The 19,510-nt window shown below is 39.0% G+C and carries 14 protein-coding genes and 1 tRNA gene; 9 read left to right on the top strand and 6 right to left on the bottom strand.

Features of this window, described 5'->3' with window-relative positions; all coding sequences use genetic code 11:
- From AWN68_RS13455 to AWN68_RS13445, 3 genes are all read right to left on the bottom strand, one after another.
- A complete protein-coding gene (locus AWN68_RS13455) occupies positions 1–1,341 on the bottom strand; it encodes a serine hydrolase domain-containing protein (protein WP_068416611.1) in 1,341 nt (446 codons plus the stop codon).
- Between the two features lie 133 nt (positions 1,342–1,474).
- On the bottom strand, positions 1,475–3,181 hold the full coding sequence (gene ggt, locus AWN68_RS13450; RefSeq protein WP_068416608.1) for a gamma-glutamyltransferase: 1,707 nt from the start codon (positions 3,179–3,181) through the stop codon (positions 1,475–1,477).
- Between the two features lie 6 nt (positions 3,182–3,187).
- Positions 3,188–5,572 carry a S9 family peptidase gene (locus tag AWN68_RS13445; protein ID WP_068417010.1) on the bottom strand — a complete coding sequence of 795 codons (2,385 nt, stop codon included), beginning with the start codon at positions 5,570–5,572 and terminating at the stop codon, positions 3,188–3,190.
- A gap of 294 nt (positions 5,573–5,866) precedes the next feature.
- Here AWN68_RS13445 and AWN68_RS13440 point away from each other — a divergent pair, with 294 nt between their 5' ends.
- Positions 5,867–6,217, top strand: coding sequence for a response regulator (locus AWN68_RS13440; protein ID WP_068416605.1), 351 nt, complete (start codon positions 5,867–5,869; stop codon positions 6,215–6,217).
- A 26-nt stretch (positions 6,218–6,243) separates the two neighbouring features.
- On the opposite strand, the gene AWN68_RS13435 is transcribed toward AWN68_RS13440, so the two are convergent.
- From AWN68_RS13435 to AWN68_RS13425, 3 genes are all read right to left on the bottom strand, one after another.
- A complete protein-coding gene (locus AWN68_RS13435) occupies positions 6,244–7,608 on the bottom strand; it encodes a sigma-54-dependent transcriptional regulator (protein WP_068416602.1) in 1,365 nt (454 codons plus the stop codon).
- 79 nt (positions 7,609–7,687) lie between these two features.
- Entirely contained in the window at positions 7,688–8,992 is a 1,305-nt protein-coding gene (locus AWN68_RS13430) for a cryptochrome/photolyase family protein (protein ID WP_068416599.1), read from the bottom strand.
- Positions 8,993–9,033: 41 nt separating this feature from the next.
- Positions 9,034–13,536, bottom strand: coding sequence for a translocation/assembly module TamB domain-containing protein (locus tag AWN68_RS13425; RefSeq protein ID WP_157716220.1), 4,503 nt, complete (start codon positions 13,534–13,536; stop codon positions 9,034–9,036).
- A 62-nt stretch (positions 13,537–13,598) separates the two neighbouring features.
- On the opposite strand from AWN68_RS13425, the gene tsaD reads away from it, so the two are divergent.
- The 8 genes from tsaD (at position 13,599) to AWN68_RS13385 (ending at position 19,505) form a co-directional block, all read left to right on the top strand.
- A complete protein-coding gene (gene tsaD, locus AWN68_RS13420; RefSeq protein WP_068416593.1) occupies positions 13,599–14,612 on the top strand; it encodes a tRNA (adenosine(37)-N6)-threonylcarbamoyltransferase complex transferase subunit TsaD in 1,014 nt (337 codons plus the stop codon).
- A 7-nt stretch (positions 14,613–14,619) separates the two neighbouring features.
- Positions 14,620–14,940 carry a hypothetical protein gene (locus tag AWN68_RS13415; protein WP_068416589.1) on the top strand — a complete coding sequence of 107 codons (321 nt, stop codon included), beginning with the start codon at positions 14,620–14,622 and terminating at the stop codon, positions 14,938–14,940.
- Positions 14,930–15,325 (top strand): thioesterase family protein, encoded by a 396-nt coding sequence (locus tag AWN68_RS13410; protein ID WP_068416586.1) that lies wholly within the window; start codon positions 14,930–14,932, stop codon positions 15,323–15,325. Before AWN68_RS13415 ends, AWN68_RS13410 begins: the two co-directional genes overlap by 11 nt.
- The gene (gene smpB, locus AWN68_RS13405; RefSeq protein ID WP_068416584.1) at positions 15,326–15,793 is read left to right on the top strand and encodes an SsrA-binding protein SmpB; all 468 of its coding nucleotides are present in this window, start codon (positions 15,326–15,328) and stop codon (positions 15,791–15,793) included. It begins immediately after the preceding gene.
- Positions 15,793–16,587, top strand: coding sequence for a C40 family peptidase (locus AWN68_RS13400; protein ID WP_068416582.1), 795 nt, complete (start codon positions 15,793–15,795; stop codon positions 16,585–16,587). Before smpB ends, AWN68_RS13400 begins: the two co-directional genes overlap by 1 nt.
- Position 16,588: 1 nt before the next feature.
- Positions 16,589–17,086, top strand: coding sequence for an HNH endonuclease (locus AWN68_RS13395; RefSeq protein WP_068416580.1), 498 nt, complete (start codon positions 16,589–16,591; stop codon positions 17,084–17,086).
- A 155-nt stretch (positions 17,087–17,241) separates the two neighbouring features.
- Complete coding sequence (gene rpsA, locus AWN68_RS13390; RefSeq protein WP_084362869.1) at positions 17,242–19,302, top strand: 30S ribosomal protein S1; 2,061 nt, start codon at positions 17,242–17,244, stop codon at positions 19,300–19,302.
- A 132-nt stretch (positions 19,303–19,434) separates the two neighbouring features.
- Positions 19,435–19,505 (top strand) — tRNA-Cys (locus tag AWN68_RS13385).
- Positions 19,506–19,510 lie beyond the last annotated feature (5 nt).

The raw sequence follows: 19,510 nt of genomic DNA, 5'->3' as shown, positions 1-19,510 counted from the left end.
TTACTGTTTCTTAAAAGGGAATTGCTGACCGCCTTGCTTGAGTGTGAATGTAGTATAATCTACCGCATCTGGAGTCCCTCCAAAAACAATAACTATTGCTGCTTGATCAAATCTAAATTCTACATTGCTGTAAGGCGTAAGCGGAAAGGCGCCTTGCCCTGTAGCTTGTGCGGTTATTTTCCCACCCTCGGCATTGATCACCATTTGAATAGGTAACACATCGGAAGAAAAGAGGCCTGCGTACTTTTCTAAGCTTTCTGCGCTTAGTTCGATGGGTTTTTGATCAAAGTTGGGGAGGTCAAAATCCTTGTTATAGTAGATGCTCAGCACTCCGACCAAAATATCATTGAAGGAAATGGTGAGCCCGTTGGTCAAAACAGAAATACTAACATCATCTGCTTCAAAATGGTAGGCACTGGCTTCAAAATTGTCGATTCTTCCATTGTGGCCAAAGGCACTTTTATTATAGAAAGGAACGGAGAACAAACCATGTCCCAACCCATTTTTGATTTCTTTCATTTTAGCTAATGATTTAGCCGAAACAAGCTTATTGTTGAATAGAGCATAGGTAAATTCGTTCAAATCATTGGGAGTAGAAACGATGGCTCCGGCTGAAAAGGGGATACTCATATCCGATTTGAATGGAAAATCAGTCCACTTTCCATTCTGAAAATTCATGGAATAGGCTTCGTTCTTCTCTGTTTCAATGTTGTCGCCATAAGCCGTGTTTTTTAGTCCCAACTTATCAATGATTCTTGCATTCAAATGGGCTTCATAGCTTTTTTCTGTTACTTTTTCAATGATTAAACCCAAGAGTACATAGCCACTATTGGAGTAGGAAGTTTGAGTACCCGGTTCAAAGTCTGAAGTCTGGACCTTGATGATTTCTAATAGCTCTTCTCTAGACTTTTCTTGAACCATTATGTTCATGAATGAAGGAGCATCTGTGAAGTTGAAGATACCACTTTGGTGACTCAGAAGGTGTTCTATAGTGATTTTGTTAGCATTTTTGATGTCTGGGAAAAAGCTGCTCACTTTAGTGTCTAAAGTCAGTTTCCCTTCTTCTATCAATTGAAAAACGATTACTGCGGTAAAGGTTTTCGTTATTGAGCCAATTCTGAACTTGGTGTTTGAATCAATCTTCTTCTCATTCTTATCTGAGAGAAAACCATAGTAGCCTTCATAGACGGGCTTGTTGGATTTAGAAATAGCAACAGCTAAGCTTGCTTTGTTGTTCTTCTGAAGCGAGTTTAGGTAAGTGTCTAACTTTTGCTTGTCAAAATCTTGGGCAGAAAGAATTGCACTACTGAAAAGGAGGGAAATGAAAAGCAGCTTCTTCATGATTTTTATTTTAAAGGTATAAAATAAAAATAGCCTGTAATTGGTCTCCAAAATTTTATCGATTGATAAATGGAGCCAGTTACAGGCTAAATGGGTTTAAGGAAGGTTAAGCCCTTAATGATTTTATTTTAGGTTAGAAACCAGAAGCGGCATCGTCACCACGGGGGTCAGCTCCCGCTTCTAGCTTACCATTTGGCATCACCAAAATGGCATCTACACGACCAATTCCTCCAGAGGCTCTAAATTTATGTCCTTTGGCTTCTAAGGCTTGAAGTACTTCGGCACCCAAACCATCGCGTTCATACCTGATTTCGTCAGGTAACCATTGGTGATGAAAACGAGGTGCAGCCACTGCTTCCTGCATTCCCATTCCAAAATCGGTCACGTTGATAATCGTTTGGAAAACTGAAGTGATAATGGTTGAACCGCCTGGTGTTCCTACCACCATAAAGAGCTTTCCGTCTTTAGAGACAATGGTTGGTGTCATAGAGCTAAGCATTCTTTTGCCTGGTTGCACTGCATTCGCTTCCCCACCGACAAGGCCATACATGTTTGGTACGCCTGGCTTGGCACTAAAATCGTCCATCTCATTGTTTAACAGAAATCCAGCACCGCCTACAAACACTTTCGATCCCATGCCGCCATTCAGTGTAGTTGTGATCGATACTGCATTTCCCATCGGGTCTATAATTGAGAAATGAGTGGTTTCCATGCTCTCGTTCGGGGCTGGCTGACCAGCGCTCACTTCACTACTTGGCGTGGCTTTGCTAGGGTCGAAGCTCTTCATTCGGTCTTTAATATAATTTCTGTCTTGAAGTCCTTTTAGTGGCACATCATAGAAATCAGGATCGCCCAAATGCGCAGCACGATCGGCATAGGCTCTTCTCTCGGCTTCAACGATCAAATGGACAGCGTCAGTGCTATGGAAATCCATATCACTGAGTTTGTAATTTTCCATTGTTCCAAATAATTGAGCCAAAGCAATTCCTCCACTTGAAGGAGGAGGCATTGAGATAAACTCATAGTTGCCGTAGCTGCCTTGGATTGGCGTACGCCAAACAGCGTTGTACTGCTCTAAATCCTCATGAGAAATGATACCATTGCCTCTTTTCATTTCGGCAACAATCAAATCGGCTGTTTCACCTTTATAGAAACCATCACGGCCATTGTCGCGAATTCTTTCAAAGGTTTTCGCCAACTCTGGGATTTTCACTAAGTCACCTTCTTTCCATTCTTTGCCTTCTTCAGCCAAAAAGAAATCGGGCATTACGGTGTTGAACTCCATAAATGACTTACGGTTACTATTAAGGCCTGAGGCTTCTCTAGCAGTAAGTACCCAGCCTTTTGACGCCAAGTCGATAGCAGGTTGAACCAATTCAGCCCAATCTAGCTTACCGTATTTTTTATGGGCTTCCACCATTCCAGCTACTGAGCCTGGAACGCCAGCTGCTAAATGTCCACGCGTACTCAAACCAGAAATTACATCTCCGTTTTCATCAAGGTACATGTCGCGACCGCCTGCATTTGGAGCTTTTTCTCTATAATCTAGGGTGTTGGCTGTTCCGTCTGCCATACGTGTAACCATAAAGCCACCACCACCAATGTTACCAGCGCCAGGATATACAACTGCCAATGCGAATTGAACTGCCACTGCGGCATCTACTGCGTTGCCGCCTTTTTGCATGATTTCCTTCCCAACGTTAGATGCAATGGGGTGGGCAGAAACGACCATTGCTTCTGCAGCAATTAGCCCTCTGGCAATATTAGGATCGTCAACGGGTGCTTGGTTTTGGCAAGCCACAAGGGCCAATGCCAAAACCGCTATCATTAGCTTTTTCATATAAGGCTATTTCTTACCTATGGTTGTTTCAAACAACTTATAAATACGCTTGTATTCGTCCGTCCAGCTGCTTGGTGTTGTAAATCCATGATTTTCCACAGGGTAAAGGGCCATTTCCCAGTTGTCTTTCCCTAGTTCAATAAGTCTTTGAGCCAGTCTAACTACATCCTGAAAATGGACATTAGTATCTACCATTCCATGCGCTATCAAAAGATTGCCTTGTAAACCTTCAGCAAAGTAAATTGGTGAACTTCTTTTGTAGGCTATTGGGTCTTCTAATGGAGTATTCAAAATGTTAGAAGTATATCCATGGTTGTAATGTGCCCAGTCAGTAACTGATCTTAGTGCTGCACCTGAAGCAATCACGTCTGGGTTGTTAAACATAGCGAATAGGGTAATAAAGCCACCATACGATCCACCGTACATTCCGATTTTACCTGGTTCAACACCATAGTCACTAATCAATAACTTCGCTCCATCAATGTTGTCGGAAAGGTCTTTCCCACCCATGTGACGATAGATTCCTGTTCTCCAGTCTCTTCCGTAACCAGCACTACCACGGTAATCAATGTCCAAGACAGTGTAGCCTTTAGCCATTAGCATGTTGTTGAACATGTATTCCCTTAAATAGCTACTCCATCCGTAATGTGCATTCTGTAAATAACCAGCACCATGCACGAAGATTACGCCTGCTCCATTTGGGTTTTCTGGCTTATATACTCTTGCGTTTACCATTTCGCCATCCTCGGCCATGAATGAAATCACTTCTGGTTGGTACCAATCATATTGTTTGAAACCAGCTTGTAAGCTTTCGGTTACTTGCTTTTTAGCAGCACCAGGCTTATTCGCTTGAATGAATAACTCTGGCGGACGATTCGTATAAGAATAAAGAATAGCCAAGTTCTTCTCGTCAGGAGAAAGTGTTACATCATTGTGACCGTCTTCAGAAGTAATCTGAGTTGGTTTCCCACCTTTAAGCGGCATTGAATAGAAATGACGGATGCCAGGGTGTTTAATGTTTGCAGTGAAATACCAAGTTTTTCCATCATTGGAAAGCTGAGGGTCATATACTTCATAATTTCCGGTGGTAAGCTGCTTTACAACTCCTGTAGATAGGTCGTGTGTGTAAAGGTGGGAGTAACCCGATTTTTCGGACTGGTAATAAATGGTTTTGTTGTCTGGTAAGAAGCTCATTCCTCTGCCAATACCAGGGCCTGCAATCCAAGCTTCGTCACGTTGACGATCTACTGGGACTAATTCCCCAGAAGATGGAAGTAATCTCATGATCCAAAGGTCTTTGTTGTCTAAAGATGAGAATTGAACAACAGTGTATTTGGCATCATTAGACCAGATAATACTCCCTGAAGACACTTTTCTTGGCTCTTTAGAGAATTTTTTGTCAGGATAGTCTGTAACATAATCAGGTAAATCAGAAATACCAGGTAACTGTTTAGTATCTAAAATATAAAAGCTGTCGGCCTCAATGTTGTAGATACCAAGCTCTCTGTAAGATTGATCTCCACCTACTTTTGACCTTGCATTAATGTCTGTTGTATAACCACTGCTGGTTACATAGTTGGGTACAATTGTGTTTTTTGCTGGATTTTCCGCTGCAACACGAACGCTGAAGCTTACATATTTTCCGTCAGGAGAAAGTTGAAGTCCACTTACATTATCTAACTCAATTGTAGACATTCTGTCTTCTGATTGGCTTTGTTGGAAAAATCTTTGGCCAGCAGCAGAAAAACGTCTTGGTCTATTCTGCTGCTCTTTTAAGATTTCAGAAGTGGATTGCTGATCGTCTGAAATCCATTTGTCCATCTCTCTATTACCTTCTCTTGCTATTGTAGGTCGGTTAGGTCGGTCTTCACTATTATTAGTGATTTTTATATTGGTCAACTGCCTTATCAAACCAGTCTTTGTATCAACAGAAAATAAGTTGTTATCGGAGATGAAAGTTATAACAGATTCATCGCTGTGGAAAGAAGGGCTGGACTCTCTGGCGACTGTAGAGATTATTTTCTTCTCAGCCATGGTTTTTACATCCATAGTATAAATGTCACCTGATCTTTCAAACACTATTTTGGAACGATCCTTATTGTATTGATAGTTCGAAGGAAAACCCTCACTAATGTCTTCCACTTCTTGAGGGGTGTTGCCATCTAAACCTACTTTGTGATAGCTTGGAAATCCTTCCCCACTTGGGTTCCACATAAAATAGATAGTCTTACTATCCTTAGACCACTGAGGCCTTGAAGGCATGATGCCCACAAACTGGTCAGGCTCTTGCATGAGTTCCTCAACTGTAAGTTGGGAAAGCGGCTTTTGTTGGGCAAAACCTAAGAAGCCTGATACGATTAAAAAGCAAATCGTTAATAAAAATTTCTTCATGGTAATAGATATTTGATTGTCGATTTTCATTTTTTTCAATTGGAATTAAAACTAAATATAGAAATTAACCTTGTTCAGTTTCAACAGGGAAAAATAACTAAAAAAGATTCAATTGAGGTTTAGCTTTTTATGAGAGGTAATTACGGAAGACGGGGTCGACAAAGGGGGGGAGTAGAATCCCCAATTGGGGAAATTATAAGGTTATTGTAATTCAATAAGATTGGGGAGTCAGGTGATCTGGCTTCGTTAGGGGTATAAGGTGTCTTTGGTACGGATTCCGCAAGGTTAATTGTCATGATAGTTAGAAAGAGGATATTAATTCTGGACGATGAACCATCCACGAGACTTTTATTGAGGCACTATTTTTCAAAGGGCTACAATTTAACTATCCACGAAAATGGATTAAAGGAATTGAATCGTTTAGAAAAAAGCAAACATGCTGATTTAACCATCACCAATTTAAAAACACCTAAAATGGATGGGTTTGATTTTATTGATGAAATTTGTAGTAAAGACAGATTCCGGGGTGCTCAAATCATTGTCACCTCTGGTTTAGCGGAAATAGAAGTGAGAAAAAGGATAGATCGTAATTGTGCTAACGTCCAAAAATTAGGGCAAATTTCAACACTAAAGGAACGTGTATAAATCACTGAATGAAGTTCAAGTGTGAGTTATATTCCTTCGTCTTCCATTTCTTTTAGGTAGCGATAAATGCTTGACTTACCAATATCGAGTTTACTTGCCACCAATAACACGTTATCATCATGTTTATCCAGAAAATGCCTAATGATCTTGAAGGTATAGTCTTTTAGGCTCATTTCATCCATTAAAAACTGACCTTCCTTGGCCAATGAATTGAAAGTGATATCTTCTTCTTCAATTTGATTATTATCGCACATTACTGCCGCCAATTCAATTACAGATTTGAGCTCACGAACATTACCAGGGTATCCATATTTTAGCAATTTAGTTTGAGCTCCTTTACTAAGGTTAACCTTTCCTAAGCCATTCTCTTTAGCGAAGTTGGCTAACAAATGGCGTGCGATTAGGAGAATGTCTTTATCTCTGTCTCTCAGTGGAGGTAATTCAATTGGAATGCCGAGCAACCTATAATACAAATCTTCTCTGAAAGTTCCCTTTTTTACTTCCTCTGCCAGGTTCTTATGCGTGGCTACTAAGATTCTTACATCAAATTTTACAGCTTCATTTCCGCCAACACGGTTTAGCTCTCTCTCTTGTATCACCCTTAGAAGCTTGGCTTGGAGATTAATATCCATTTCACCAATTTCATCTAGGAATATAGTACCTCCATCTGCTTCTTCAAACTTTCCTTTTCTACGGGCCATCGCGCCAGTAAATGCGCCCTTTTCATGGCCAAATAATTCACTTTCGATAAGGTTGTCTGGAATTGCAGCAATATTTACGGCCACGAAAGGTTTTCCTTTTCTGGCGGAGTTATAGTGAATAGCTTTCGCTATTACTTCTTTCCCTGTCCCAGTTTCACCAGTAATAGAGACAATTATATTAGTTTTTATGGCTTTGGCTAACAGCTTGAATACACCTTGGATCGCTTTACTTTCTCCAATAATGCTTTTTCCGAATTCGTATTTTTCACCAATTTCTTCACGTAAGTGAATTATTTCCTCCTTTAATGAAGCATTTTTCTTTGCGTTATTTATGGCGTTGAGGAGTCTGTCCTTTGTCTCTTCGTCCTTAGTTATGTAGTCGTATGCTCCAACTTTTAACAAATCAATTGCAGTGTTAATATCCTCTTGAGAAGAAACTACAATAACATTGGTTTCTGGGTTGTTGCTTTTAATAGCTTTTAACACCTCATCTCCAGTCATATCTGGTAATGAATAATCAAGGGTGACTACAGAAGGGTTCTCGTTTAAATGAGCAATACAGTCTTTGCCATTAGAAAAAACCTTAACTACATGGTCAGGGTTTAATTCAGCAATGTATTTTAGCAATTTTTGGTAGACAGGGTCATCTTCTACAACAAAAATCTTTATTGGTTCTGGTGTATATTCCATTAAAAATTGGACTGTAGTGCATGGCGAAGTTATTAATTTAATAGCCTTAAAAAAACACCTTCGACAGGTTTAATCTATACTAATTGCCCGTTAACGCAGCCTTGTAAGTATCGAGCGCCCTTTGTCTGGCAAACTTATGGTCAACCATTGGTTTTGGGTAGTCAGGAGTATTATATTCTGAAATCCATTTTTTAATGTACTTTAATTCTGGGTCGAATTTTTTGGTTTGGGATTCAGGATTGAAAATGCGGAAATAGGGTTGGGCATCGGTACCGGTTCCAGCAGCCCATTGCCAACCGCCATTATTTGAAGCTAAATCAAAGTCCAGCAGTTTTTCAGAAAAATAAGCTTCACCCCAACGCCAATCTATAAGTAGGTGTTTGGTTAGAAAACTTGCTACTATCATTCTTACTCTATTGTGCATAAAGCCAGTTTTATTGAGTTGCCTCATGCCTGCATCTACAATAGGGTAGCCAGTAACGCCATCACACCATTTCTGAAAACCTGCTTCATCATGTCGCCAAGGGATTTGATCGTATTTTTGTTTAAAAGCATTATTAATAACCTGTGGGTTATTGGCCAAAATCATTGCATAAAAATCCCTCCAGATCAGTTCGTTAAGGTAGGTTTGATTTATTTTACTTCCTTTTTCTGCCAGTTGTCGAATACTAATGGTGCCAAATCTTAAGTGAATACCTAAACGCGAAGTGGCGTCCTGCGCTGGATAATCCCTCAGCTGATCGTATTTTTTGATTAGTTCTTCTTTCAGGCTATCAGGAGGGATGTTGATTTCTGTTCTTTGAAAACCAATCTGAGTTAAAGAATGAGTTTCTTGGTGCGTTGTTTGATACCAGTTTTTCTCATTTAGCCCATTAGATAGTATTGCAGGCTTGCTCTTTGAGTATTTCTCTAACCATGTTTTACTATAGGGTGTAAATACTTTGTAGAAGGTGCCGTTACCAGAGATAATCTCTTCCTTCTCAAAAACCACATGGTCTTTAAAAGTATAAAAGCCAATCCCTCTCTCCTTTAAAAACTCTTCAATTTGTTTGTCACGGGCAGTGCTGTACGGTTCGTAATCTCTATTGGTGAAGACGGCTTCTATTTCATATTCATCTATCAGTGCTTCATAAGCTTCAATAGGTTTGGAATAGAATGTTTTGAGCTTGGAGCCGTTCGCTCTTAGTTTATGATTCATCTCAGCAATAGTACGCTGAATGAATTCTACTCGGGCATCCTGCTTATTCTCTAGTTTGTCAAGAATGTTTTGGTCGAAAATAAAGATGGGAAGTACGGGGAGTTTTTCTTTTAAGGCATAATAAAGGGCAGTATTATCTTCAAAACGTAAATCTCTTCTGAACCAGAATATGTTGATTTTCGACATGAGTTATTTGGAGTTTTAGGAACTAACCTAGTAGAGGGTGATTAGTTCGAACCGTTCCCAGAATTATTTTCTTCTTTCTTTTTTGTCAACACCTCTTCCCTGCGTTTCTTTCTTTTTTTGTCAACACCTGTGAAAAACTCGCTCAAACTATTAAAACTGCTGGATTGTGTAATACTAGCCCCACTGGTTTGGGTAGTTCCGCCATAGGCAGCGGTCACAAAATTATAATTGCTTCGTGAATAGACTTTTACTTTATAACGCCCGTCAGAAGTTAGTAAATACTCTGCTGTCCAATCGCCCGCAATGCTATTAATGTCAGTGGCATAGCTCTCTGCATCCACCTGGTTGGAGAGGCCCCCTTCTCGTGTTACTCTTAAGCGCCCATTAAGAAAAGTGTAAGATAAACGTAATTGGAAGGTGTTATATGCATCTTGGTCTAACGAAGCTAAATCAAAATCTATTTCAAGGTTTTCATCCAGTTGGGCTACGAGTTGGCTCAATTGATTGGAAAGTAATTGACTCACATTTTGTGAGGCAGTTCTTCCTCCAATATTCAAGGTGTTACTATCTGAGAAACTGTTGAGCACAATGACATTGACTACTTGCCGGGTCAGTTCCTGTTCATCACTTGCCAAGCGATTTTTAAATGCATTTAATGCGGTTTGTAGCTGAAAATCTTGTGTATTGACTTCTGAGAAATCAATATCAAAACCGATTTCTGGAGATAGCAATGGGCCATTTAAACGCAAAAGCACTTTGGTAGGGTATCTTCTGGCAGCGGCAGTGGTGGTGTTTTCCTCGTCAAAACCGGTTTGCTTTAAAATAGGGGCCAACGAAGTGTTTTGAGAGTAAGAGGCGTTGATGTCCATTATACCTGCATAGGGGTCGCCTGACCAAGTTATTCGGCTTGGTTGTTCTATATCGAATTCCTTAGTGATAATATTGTATAAAGAGAAATTATAAGCTCCTTCAGTAATATTCAATCCACCGGTCATTTGAAAGTCACCTTGGGTATCAATTTGTAATCTCAACTGGCCATTGCCTCTTCCTCTGATAATATCTCCAGTTTTTGGGTCAATGATGATCTCTGTATAGGCATCTGGGGTAATATTAATCTTGAGGTCTAGCTTGAGTCCTTCAATTTTCATTTTATCTACCTCATCCCCCTTTGAGTTAAAGGTTTGAGTAGTGTCTGTTAGGTTTATGAAATTAATGTAATCGACCGAAGCATCATCGTTCCCCTGACTAATGGGAATGTATATTTTGGTATTTTGGCTTGTGGTTACGTCTGCATTGATAGTGAGGTTACTGGCAGCACCTCTTAGGCTTACATTTCCAGAAGCGTAGGCATCACCGTAGTATAAGTCACTTGTTTCGAATGTAGTATTTAGGACCTGAAACCTGTCTAGGTCTCCGTTGAGGTCAAGACTGATGTCCCGGAATGAATTGTGGCGTATTTCTCCTCTAAATTGGGCAGGACTCCCATTGATATCAAGAAAATCTAATTCTGATAGGGAAATAAGATTTTTATCAAATTTAACTTCACCGCCAAACTTGTATTCGGTATTCAAATAATTGATTTTAATGCCTCCATTCTTAATGGTTCCATTACCCCTAATTAACGGGTCAGAGAGCGTTCCTCCAACTGTTAATTTGCCACTTATATTTCCTGCTATTTTTGTGAAATAATCCTCAATATAAGGTTCTCCAATATTAAGGTTGGTCTCGTTTAGGGTGAGGTCTAAATCTAGCTGATTGCTGTTCCTAGTAGGGAAAAAATCACCTTCGAGTTGAATGATTTTTTTTCCCAACCTATCTACAATTAAATTGATGTCGAATTTTCTATTGAAGTCGTTCCAAAGTAAAGCTCCACTGATGTCGCCCACCAAAAATTCGTCAATTTTGAATTCTTTGATATTGATATCTCCAAAAATCAATGGGTTGTAGAGTAGGTTTTGAATATTAACAGAACCATTGATTTTACCCGAATAAGATTTTAGGGTAAGTGTATTTAAGTTTTCTACTTCAACATTTTCAAAAACTATCCTCATACTTTCGGTGCTATCTCGAGATACGGAAATGTCACCATCTAATGTAATTGACTGTGTGTCATTATAGATGTCTAAATTCTCAATACTGATATTGTCTTTACCAAAAACGATTACGTTGTTTTCCGTAATGTTCCAGGTTTGATCTAAGGCAATAATGTTCGATTCTTGGAATCTAAGCTCAGTACGGTTCTCAAAAAAGTCGATTCCTGCTCCAATTTCAGCATAGTTCCCACTGGTTGTTTGCTCAATATTATGCCTTAATTCAATTCTTTTGCCATCCCATACGGCTTCAAGTGTTAAGGCGTCTGTTTCTGAGGTGTTGGCGTATATCTGTTTTTTAGAATATAAATACCCTAGGGCGAGTACCTTTTCAGGGTCTCGTAAACTGCTGGCATTGATGTCAATTTCATTCTCAAGAAATGAGATATTGGAGTAAATCAGCGAATCAATTTTCGCATTTAACTGAAAGTCTTCTGTATTGAAATTATTGAAACGTCCGTTTAACGAAGCGTTCTTTCCTACATAAATAACAGAGTCGAAAAGTTGAATGATAGGGTTGATATTGGGTAATTCTGCTGAATAGGTAATATCGAAAGCCTGCGCACTTCTGCTGTGGGTTTTTAGATATTCAGGGATTTCATTACTCCGACTAGAGAAGACAAGCTTGTATTGGCCGTTAATGTTTTGAAGCTCGGTCAGTAAGGTTGAAAACTCAAATTGGCCATCCATGTTAATATTAAAGTAATCTGAGTTAAATCTCACAGTTCTATTTCTAGAACTACGCTGTGAAGAAAAGAAAACGGAATCTACCAGTATGTCTTCCTTGCCATACTTGAGGTATGCATCGGTGAGGTGAAAATTACCCAATAGGCTATCAAGTTTTACACCTTCAAAGTCCAAGTTGAAATCAGAAGCAACAAAAACTTCCTCCTTTGTTAAATTAATGGCTGCCAGGTCTGCACGAGACAAACGCCCATTGATTTTGAATAGTTTTTTGTTGTTACGTAAATCTACAGAACCCTCAGCTTTAAAAATTAAGTTGGGATCATCTACTGATATATCTCCGGAGAAAAATGACTGAGCAAATGTGCCATTGGTAGTGATATTTACATATTGATAGCCTAATATTCCAATCCTACTCACTTTAGCATCGAGCTTGAAATTGGCCTGTTCAAGAGTAAAACCTTCCCCCTCAATACTACCATTTAAGTTTACTTTTTGAAAAGTACTATCTTCTGTAAGTACTCCAACATTGAAGTCTTCTAAAGATAATCTACCACTATATGATGCTAGTTTGTTTTCTGGTAAAGTAATTTGAACATTTGGTTTAGCATTACCCAAAGCAGTTTTAAACTCGCCATCAGCTACAAAATCATTTATTAGACCATCATATTGACCGTCTAATTCAATTAAGCCAAGTTTATTTGAGATTTTGAATGTACGATCATTAATGAATTGTTTTAGGTCGGTGGCTTTTAGAAATGAATCGTCTAAGTCAATGTCAAAAATGGTTTCATTGATATTTGGTAGGCCTTCAATGTCCAGTCGCCCATTTAGTTTAGAGTGTTCTCCAAAGGAAATGGTGAAATCATCCGAATAGAAGGAATTTACTTTTCCTTGAAAATAACCATCAATCTTTATTTGCTGATCGTATTTTTTGAATTCAGGCACAAAAAAGCCAAGCTCATCTGAGTGTAATAGTGAATTTCTGAAGTTGACGTCAAATGCTACATCTGTCACAAATTCACTCATGGCAGAGGGATCGTCAAAATTCAGTACGATGGAGTCTTTGATATGGCTTTTTCCAATCACAAGGTCAAGGTTCGTAAAGGCCATCTTCTTTAACGAGGTCTGGAAAATGCTTTCCAATTTCTCTATTTTAAGGCCTGAAGCTTCGTCTTCAGCTGTGAGAAATTGGACATTAATTTCAAAATCACCACCAACAGATTCGAGGTTGCGAATATCGGCCCTTAGATTTTTAAGTGTGAAATGGTTATAGTCAAAACCATCAGCAATTGAATCCTTTCTGGAGTCTGAAAGACTAAACTCTGAATTGAGAAGTGTGATTTTTTCAATAGAAAAGACGTTAAGGTTTGTAGAGTCTGAATCTGTTGATGAGGTTAAATCAGTGATTTTGCCTACCCAGTTATCAATATTTAGTCCGCTTTCTCCTTCATCTCTTAAGTTTACAGAAGCTCTATTTAACCAAGCTTCGTTGATCGAAATGTCTTTTCCGCTAATTAATTCTTTCAGTTTAAACGAAAGAACTAACTCCCGTACATCAATCATTTTTACGTCATTTTGATCGTATACTGTTAAGTCGTCAATGGTGACAGAATTGAACCAACGAATATTTGTGTAACCAATTTCGGAACGATAACCTGTTTTTTCAGTTAAGTAGTCTGCGGCCTTATCAACTAAGTAATTCTGAACGGGAGGAAGGTGGATTAACCCAATAATTATAAATAATAGAATGATTGGCGAAAGGCACAACCATAATATTGATTTGACTATCCGTTTTTTAATAACTTGCGATCTTTTAATTTTCTCTGTCAATGCCCACCTCCGATATCAAAATACTGGCCCTTGAATCTTCTTGCGATGAAACTTCTGCAGCTATTGTAGATAACGGCAAAGTACTTAATAATATAATCGCTACACAATCTGTCCATGGAAATTATGGCGGAGTTGTCCCCGAATTAGCATCACGCGCTCATCAGCAAAATATTGTGCCAGTAGTAGACGAAGCACTCAAAAATGCGGCCATAGACAAATCGAGTTTGTCTGCTATTGCTTTTACTCGAGGCCCTGGCCTTTTGGGAGCGCTTTTGGTAGGTACTTCTTTTGCCAAATCAATGGCCTTGGCTTTGAATATTCCTTTGATTGAAGTGAACCATATGCAAGCCCATATTTTGGCGCATTTTATTGACGACCCAAAACCAGAGTTTCCGTTTTTGTGTTTGACAGTGAGTGGGGGACATACGCAGATAGTGTTGGTGAAAAGCTATTTAGAAATGGAGATAGTGGGAGAAACCCGGGATGATGCAGTAGGAGAGGCCTTTGATAAATCGGCCAAACTTCTGGGGTTGAATTATCCAGGCGGGCCTTTAATTGATAAATATGCACAGTTGGGTGACCCTAGCCGGTTTAAACTTCCACAAACAGAAATGCCTGGGTTGGAATATTCCTTTAGCGGAATAAAGACCGGTATTCTATATTTTTTGAGAGACGAATTAAAAAAGAATGAAAAATTCATTGATGAAAATCTCAATGATATCTGTGCAAGTATTCAACATACCCTTGTGGAAATGCTTTTGCAGAAGTTGAGAAAAGCCGCTCGGCAATTTGAAATTAAAAACATTGCACTGGCTGGTGGCGTATCGGCCAATAGTGGTTTACGAAATGGACTTAACATTATGGCAGAAAAGGAAAACTGGAAAGTTTATGTGCCCGCTTTTGAATATTGTACAGACAACGCTGCAATGATTGGTATGGCTGCACATTATAAGTATTTAGCAGGAGAGTTTACTAGCCAGGAGGTAAGCGCTTTACCGAGGATGAAATTTTAGAAGAAATATGAAGTCAGAATTTGAACAACTAGTAGTAGCGAAAAATTATATTAGTGTATTAGAAAAAGAAAATGAGGCCTTGAAGGCAGAGGTGGGAAATCAGTTTAAAATGAGAAAAAAGCTAGAAGCCGCACTGAAAGCTGAAAAAGAAGTTAAAGAAAAGATGACGCCAAAAGAGAAGATTCAAATTAAAATGGATCTTTATGTAAGGCAACAAAAAGAGAGTTTGGAGTCTTGTTCTAATAAATTGCGTGATTGCAGAAAACTCACCGAACAGCTTCAAACCGAATTGATTAAAACTAAATTGGGCTTAACCAATGGTAAATAATGTGGGATTGGGAGCGGTTAGGATACACCGGTATACAGTAAAAACTACCGATGCAGCCAGTTTTGACGCTGGCGAAGTACATCAGGTAATGAGCACTTTTGCCCTCGGTAGAGAAATGGAATGGTCATCACGTTTATTTGCGCTTGAGATGAAAGAAGCCGATGAAGAAGGAATTGGCACTATGTTAGAGATAAGACATGTTTCTCCAGCGTTGTTTAATACTGAGTTGAATTTTGAAGCGAAACTTTTGTCCATTGAGAAGAATGAATTAATCTGTGAAATTAGAGCTTTAGCAGGGGGGAGGTTGATTGCTACTGGCCGTACTGGACAGAAAATTTTAAAGAAGGATAAGTTGAACCAAATTTTTACTAGTTTAGAAAGATAGATGGCGAAAGATAAAAATAGGTTTTCGAACAACATCAATATTAAAAATAGAAGGGCGAGTTATGAATTTGAATTCATAGATAAATATGTGGCCGGCATGCAATTACAAGGCACAGAGATCAAGTCTATTAGAGAAGGTAAAGTTCAGCTACAAGACTCCTATTGCTTTTTTAAAAATGGCGAGCTGTATATTAAACAATTGCATATTGCCCAGTTTTCTGAAGGTAGCTATAATAACCATGTTACCGACAGAGAAAGAAAGCTGCTTTTAACAAAAAGAGAACTTTCAAAATTAGAATCAAAACTTGACGAAAAGGGATTGTCTATCATTCCGTTAAGATTGTTTATTACCGATAGGGGTTTTGCCAAACTTGAAATAGCCCTTGGAAAGGGTAAAAAGCTTTTTGACAAGCGTAACTCTATTAAAGACAAAGATATTAAGCGGGATTTAGAACGTGCAAAATACTAATGGAGCCTATTGATTACGGAATTTCACGTTTGAGCATTGTACCTATTCGAGCAAAGGGGTCAGATGCCTCTGAGATGATCTCTCAGTTACTGTTTGGCGAACACTATGCTGTTTTGGAGGAGTCTAAAAACAAGCAATGGTTGCGTATTCAAAATGTTTTTGATGGTTATGAAGGCTGGATAGATGCCAAACAACATTATCGAATTACTCAAGAATATTTTGAGCAAATCGATAATTCAGAATATAAAATATGTACGGATCTGACTTCACAAATCCTGTACGGTAAAAGTGTGATTCATATCACTCTGGGTGCTGTTTTGCCTATTTTGAATAATTCGTTGTTTATGGATCAAGAGCGCTTCGCTTTTAATGGCGAAGCTAAAAGTATTCACCAACGGTGGAGTGTTGATTTAACTCTTGAATTAGCGAAGAAATATTTGAACTCACCTTATCTCTGGGGGGGCACTACACCTTTCGGAATTGACTGCTCTGGCTTTACTCAAATGGTGCTGCGGATTGCTGGTTACCGAATGCCGCGCGATTCCAAAGACCAAATCACCAAAGGAAAAGAAGTGGGCTATGAAAATGTAATGCCTGGCGATTTGGCCTTTTTTACAAACAAAGAAGGTAAAATGAATCATGTAGGCATGGTATTAAGCCCAACGGAAATCATTCATGCTTCTGGCAAAGTAAAGATTGATAAATTAGATGAGCAGGGGGTTTTCTCTGTAGAACAAAATAATTACTCTCACCACCTATTTAAAATCAAGCGAATATTGAGAGATTACACATGACATGAAGCGCGTATTAGTTTTAAATCAGGATTACAGCCCGTTAACAGTTTGTACTGTTGAAAGGGCTTTTCTGCTTTTATTTTTAAGCAAAGCCGATATGGTTCATGATGCTCCAGGCAAATTTCTTAGGACTGTAACTGCTCAGTTTCCAATGCCATCTGTTATAAGACTCCAGAAGTATATTTATTCCCCATTTAAAAGTGTGGTGCTTTCTAGACAAAATATCTTCAAACGAGATAGTCAAGAGTGTCAGTATTGTGGAAGTCCGAGAAGTCTGACCTTAGACCATGTGGTGCCAAAATCAAGGGGAGGTAAGTCGTCATGGCAAAACTTGGTGGCAGCATGCAATAAATGTAACTCCATGAAGGGAGATAAAACACCAGAAGAAGCAGGGATGCTGCTTAAAAACCGCCCTTTTAAACCCTCTTACATTATGTTTGTGAGGAACTTCAGCGGTTTAACTTCTGAACAATGGCTCAAATACTTGAGCCTTAATTAATTCTCTATTCTATTCTTAGTTTTTGACGGATTTTCCTACCTTTGCAATCCGTTTTGAGTAAGGCGGGCTTTTCGTGTTTTACGAAAGGTTATTCTAAATAAAATCCACCGGTTATAGCTCTGGTTGCCGGATGGAGTAATACACAGAGTTTTTTTATGTCAGAAGAAAATAAAACAAACGAAGTAGAGGAAGTGAAAACTCCCGTTGCTGAAGTTGAAACACCAGTAGAAGCCCCTTCTACTGAGAAAGCTCCCAAAAAAGAAAAGTCTATCAAAGCTGCACCAGCTGCAAAAGTTGCTGATGCCGGAGAAGAATTTGATTGGGAAGAATTCGAGAAAAAAGGTTTTGGAGAAGGTTACTCTCGTAAGAAAAGAGAAGAATTAGCTTCAATCTATGAAAACACCCTTACTACTGTAGAAGAGAAGAAGGTTGTATCGGCTACCATCGTTTCTATCAACGATAGAGATTTGGTTTTGAACATTGGTTTCAAATCTGATGGATTAGTTGGTGCTTCTGAATTCAGAGACACTCCAGGATTGAAAGTTGGTGATCAAGTAGAGGTTTACATCGAAGAGCAAGAAAACTCCTTAGGTCAATTAGTTCTTTCTAGAAGAAAAGCTAAGATCGTTAAGGCTTGGGAATTGATCCAAGATGGTTACGAGAATGACAAAGTGATCGAGGGTATGGTGAAGAGAAGAACCAAAGGTGGTTTGATCGTAGACGTATTCGGAATCGAGTCTTTCCTACCAGGTTCTCAAATCGATGTGAAGCCAATCAGAGACTTTGATGTTTTTGTAGGTAAGAAAATGGAAGTGAAAGTTGTGAAAATCAACTACACTAACGATAACGTAGTAGTATCTCATAAAATACTTATTGAAAAAGATCTTGAGAAGCAAAAAGCTAAGATTCTTGAAAACCTTGAGAAAGGTCAAGTACTCGAAGGTGTGATCAAGAACATGACTAACTTCGGTGTATTCATCGATCTAGGTGGTGTTGATGGTCTATTGCATATCACAGATATTTCATGGGGACGTATCAACGATCCAGCTGAAGTATTGAACCTTGACGAAAAAGTGAACGTGGTTGTTCTTGATTTTGACGATGACAAGAAGAGAATATCTCTTGGTATGAAGCAATTGACTGAGCACCCTTGGGATAAATTAGAAACTACAATCGAAATCGGTTCTAAAGTATCTGGTTCAATCGTTAATGTTGCCGATTACGGTGCATTCCTTGAATTGTTCCCAGGTGTTGAAGGTTTGATCCACGTTTCAGAAATGTCTTGGTCGCAGCACTTAAGAAACCCACAAGACTTCATCAACATTGGTGATAAACTTGATGCGGTTGTGTTGACCCTAGATAGAGAAGAAAGGAAAATGTCATTGGGTATCAAGCAATTGACTGAGGATCCTTGGACTAAGAGCGATGTATTAACGAAATACGGTGTGGGTACAAACCACAAAGGTATTGTTCGTAACCTAACTAACTTTGGTTTATTCATCGAGTTAGAAGAAGGTATCGATGGTTTGGTACACGTTTCTGATCTTTCTTGGACTAAGAAAATCAAACATCCATCTGAATTTGTTAAAGTAGGAGAAGAGCTTGAAGTACAAGTGTTAGAACTTGATATTGATAACAGAAGATTGGCCCTAGGTCATAAGCAATTGGAAGAGAATCCTTGGGATACTTTCCAAACTGTATTCAAACAAGGATCAGCGCACAAGTGTACTGTACTTTCTAAAAATGACAAAGGAGCAACACTTGAATTACCTTACGGTTTAGAAGGTCTTGCTACTCACAAGCATTTGAAGAAAGAAGATGGTTCTGAAGTAGAAGTAGGTGAAACTATTGATTTTGTTGTGGTTGAATTCTCTAAAGATGATAAGAGAATTGTATTGTCACACACAAACACTCATACTAAACCAGCTCCTTCTGAGAAACCAGCTAAAGCAAGCAAACCAGCTAAAGCTAAAGCAGCGAACAAGTCTAATAACGAAGATGTCTCTACTTTAGGTGACCTTGATGCACTTTCTGCATTGAAAGCCGAAATGGAAGACAATACGAAAAAGGCTAACGAGGCTAAAAAAGCAGCAGAGGTGAAAAAAGAGAAAGCAGCCCCAAAAGCTAAGAAAGAAGTTAGTGCTAAAGAAGAAGCACCAGCAACTGAAGAGGCTTCTCCAAAAACTGACGAAGCTTCGTCTGAAGAGGAGAAATAAGGCAAACGCTTATTCAAATACATACAGAGAAGACACCTTAGCGATAGGGTGTCTTTTTTTGGTTTTGAGGTTTAAAATTCTAACAAACATTGGGTGCATAGTCATTAATTGATATCTTTGCGCTCTCGAAAGGGCGTTGTGGCCGAGTGGCTAGGCAGAGCTCTGCAAAAGCTCGTACAGCGGTTCGAATCCGCTCAACGCCTCAAGT

Origin of the sequence: Roseivirga echinicomitans (assembly GCF_001592935.1) — a bacterium.
GTDB lineage: Bacteria > Bacteroidota > Bacteroidia > Cytophagales > Cyclobacteriaceae > Roseivirga > Roseivirga echinicomitans.
Note: the sequence above shows the minus strand (reverse complement) of the source record. Positions and strands in the feature narration are given on the sequence as shown.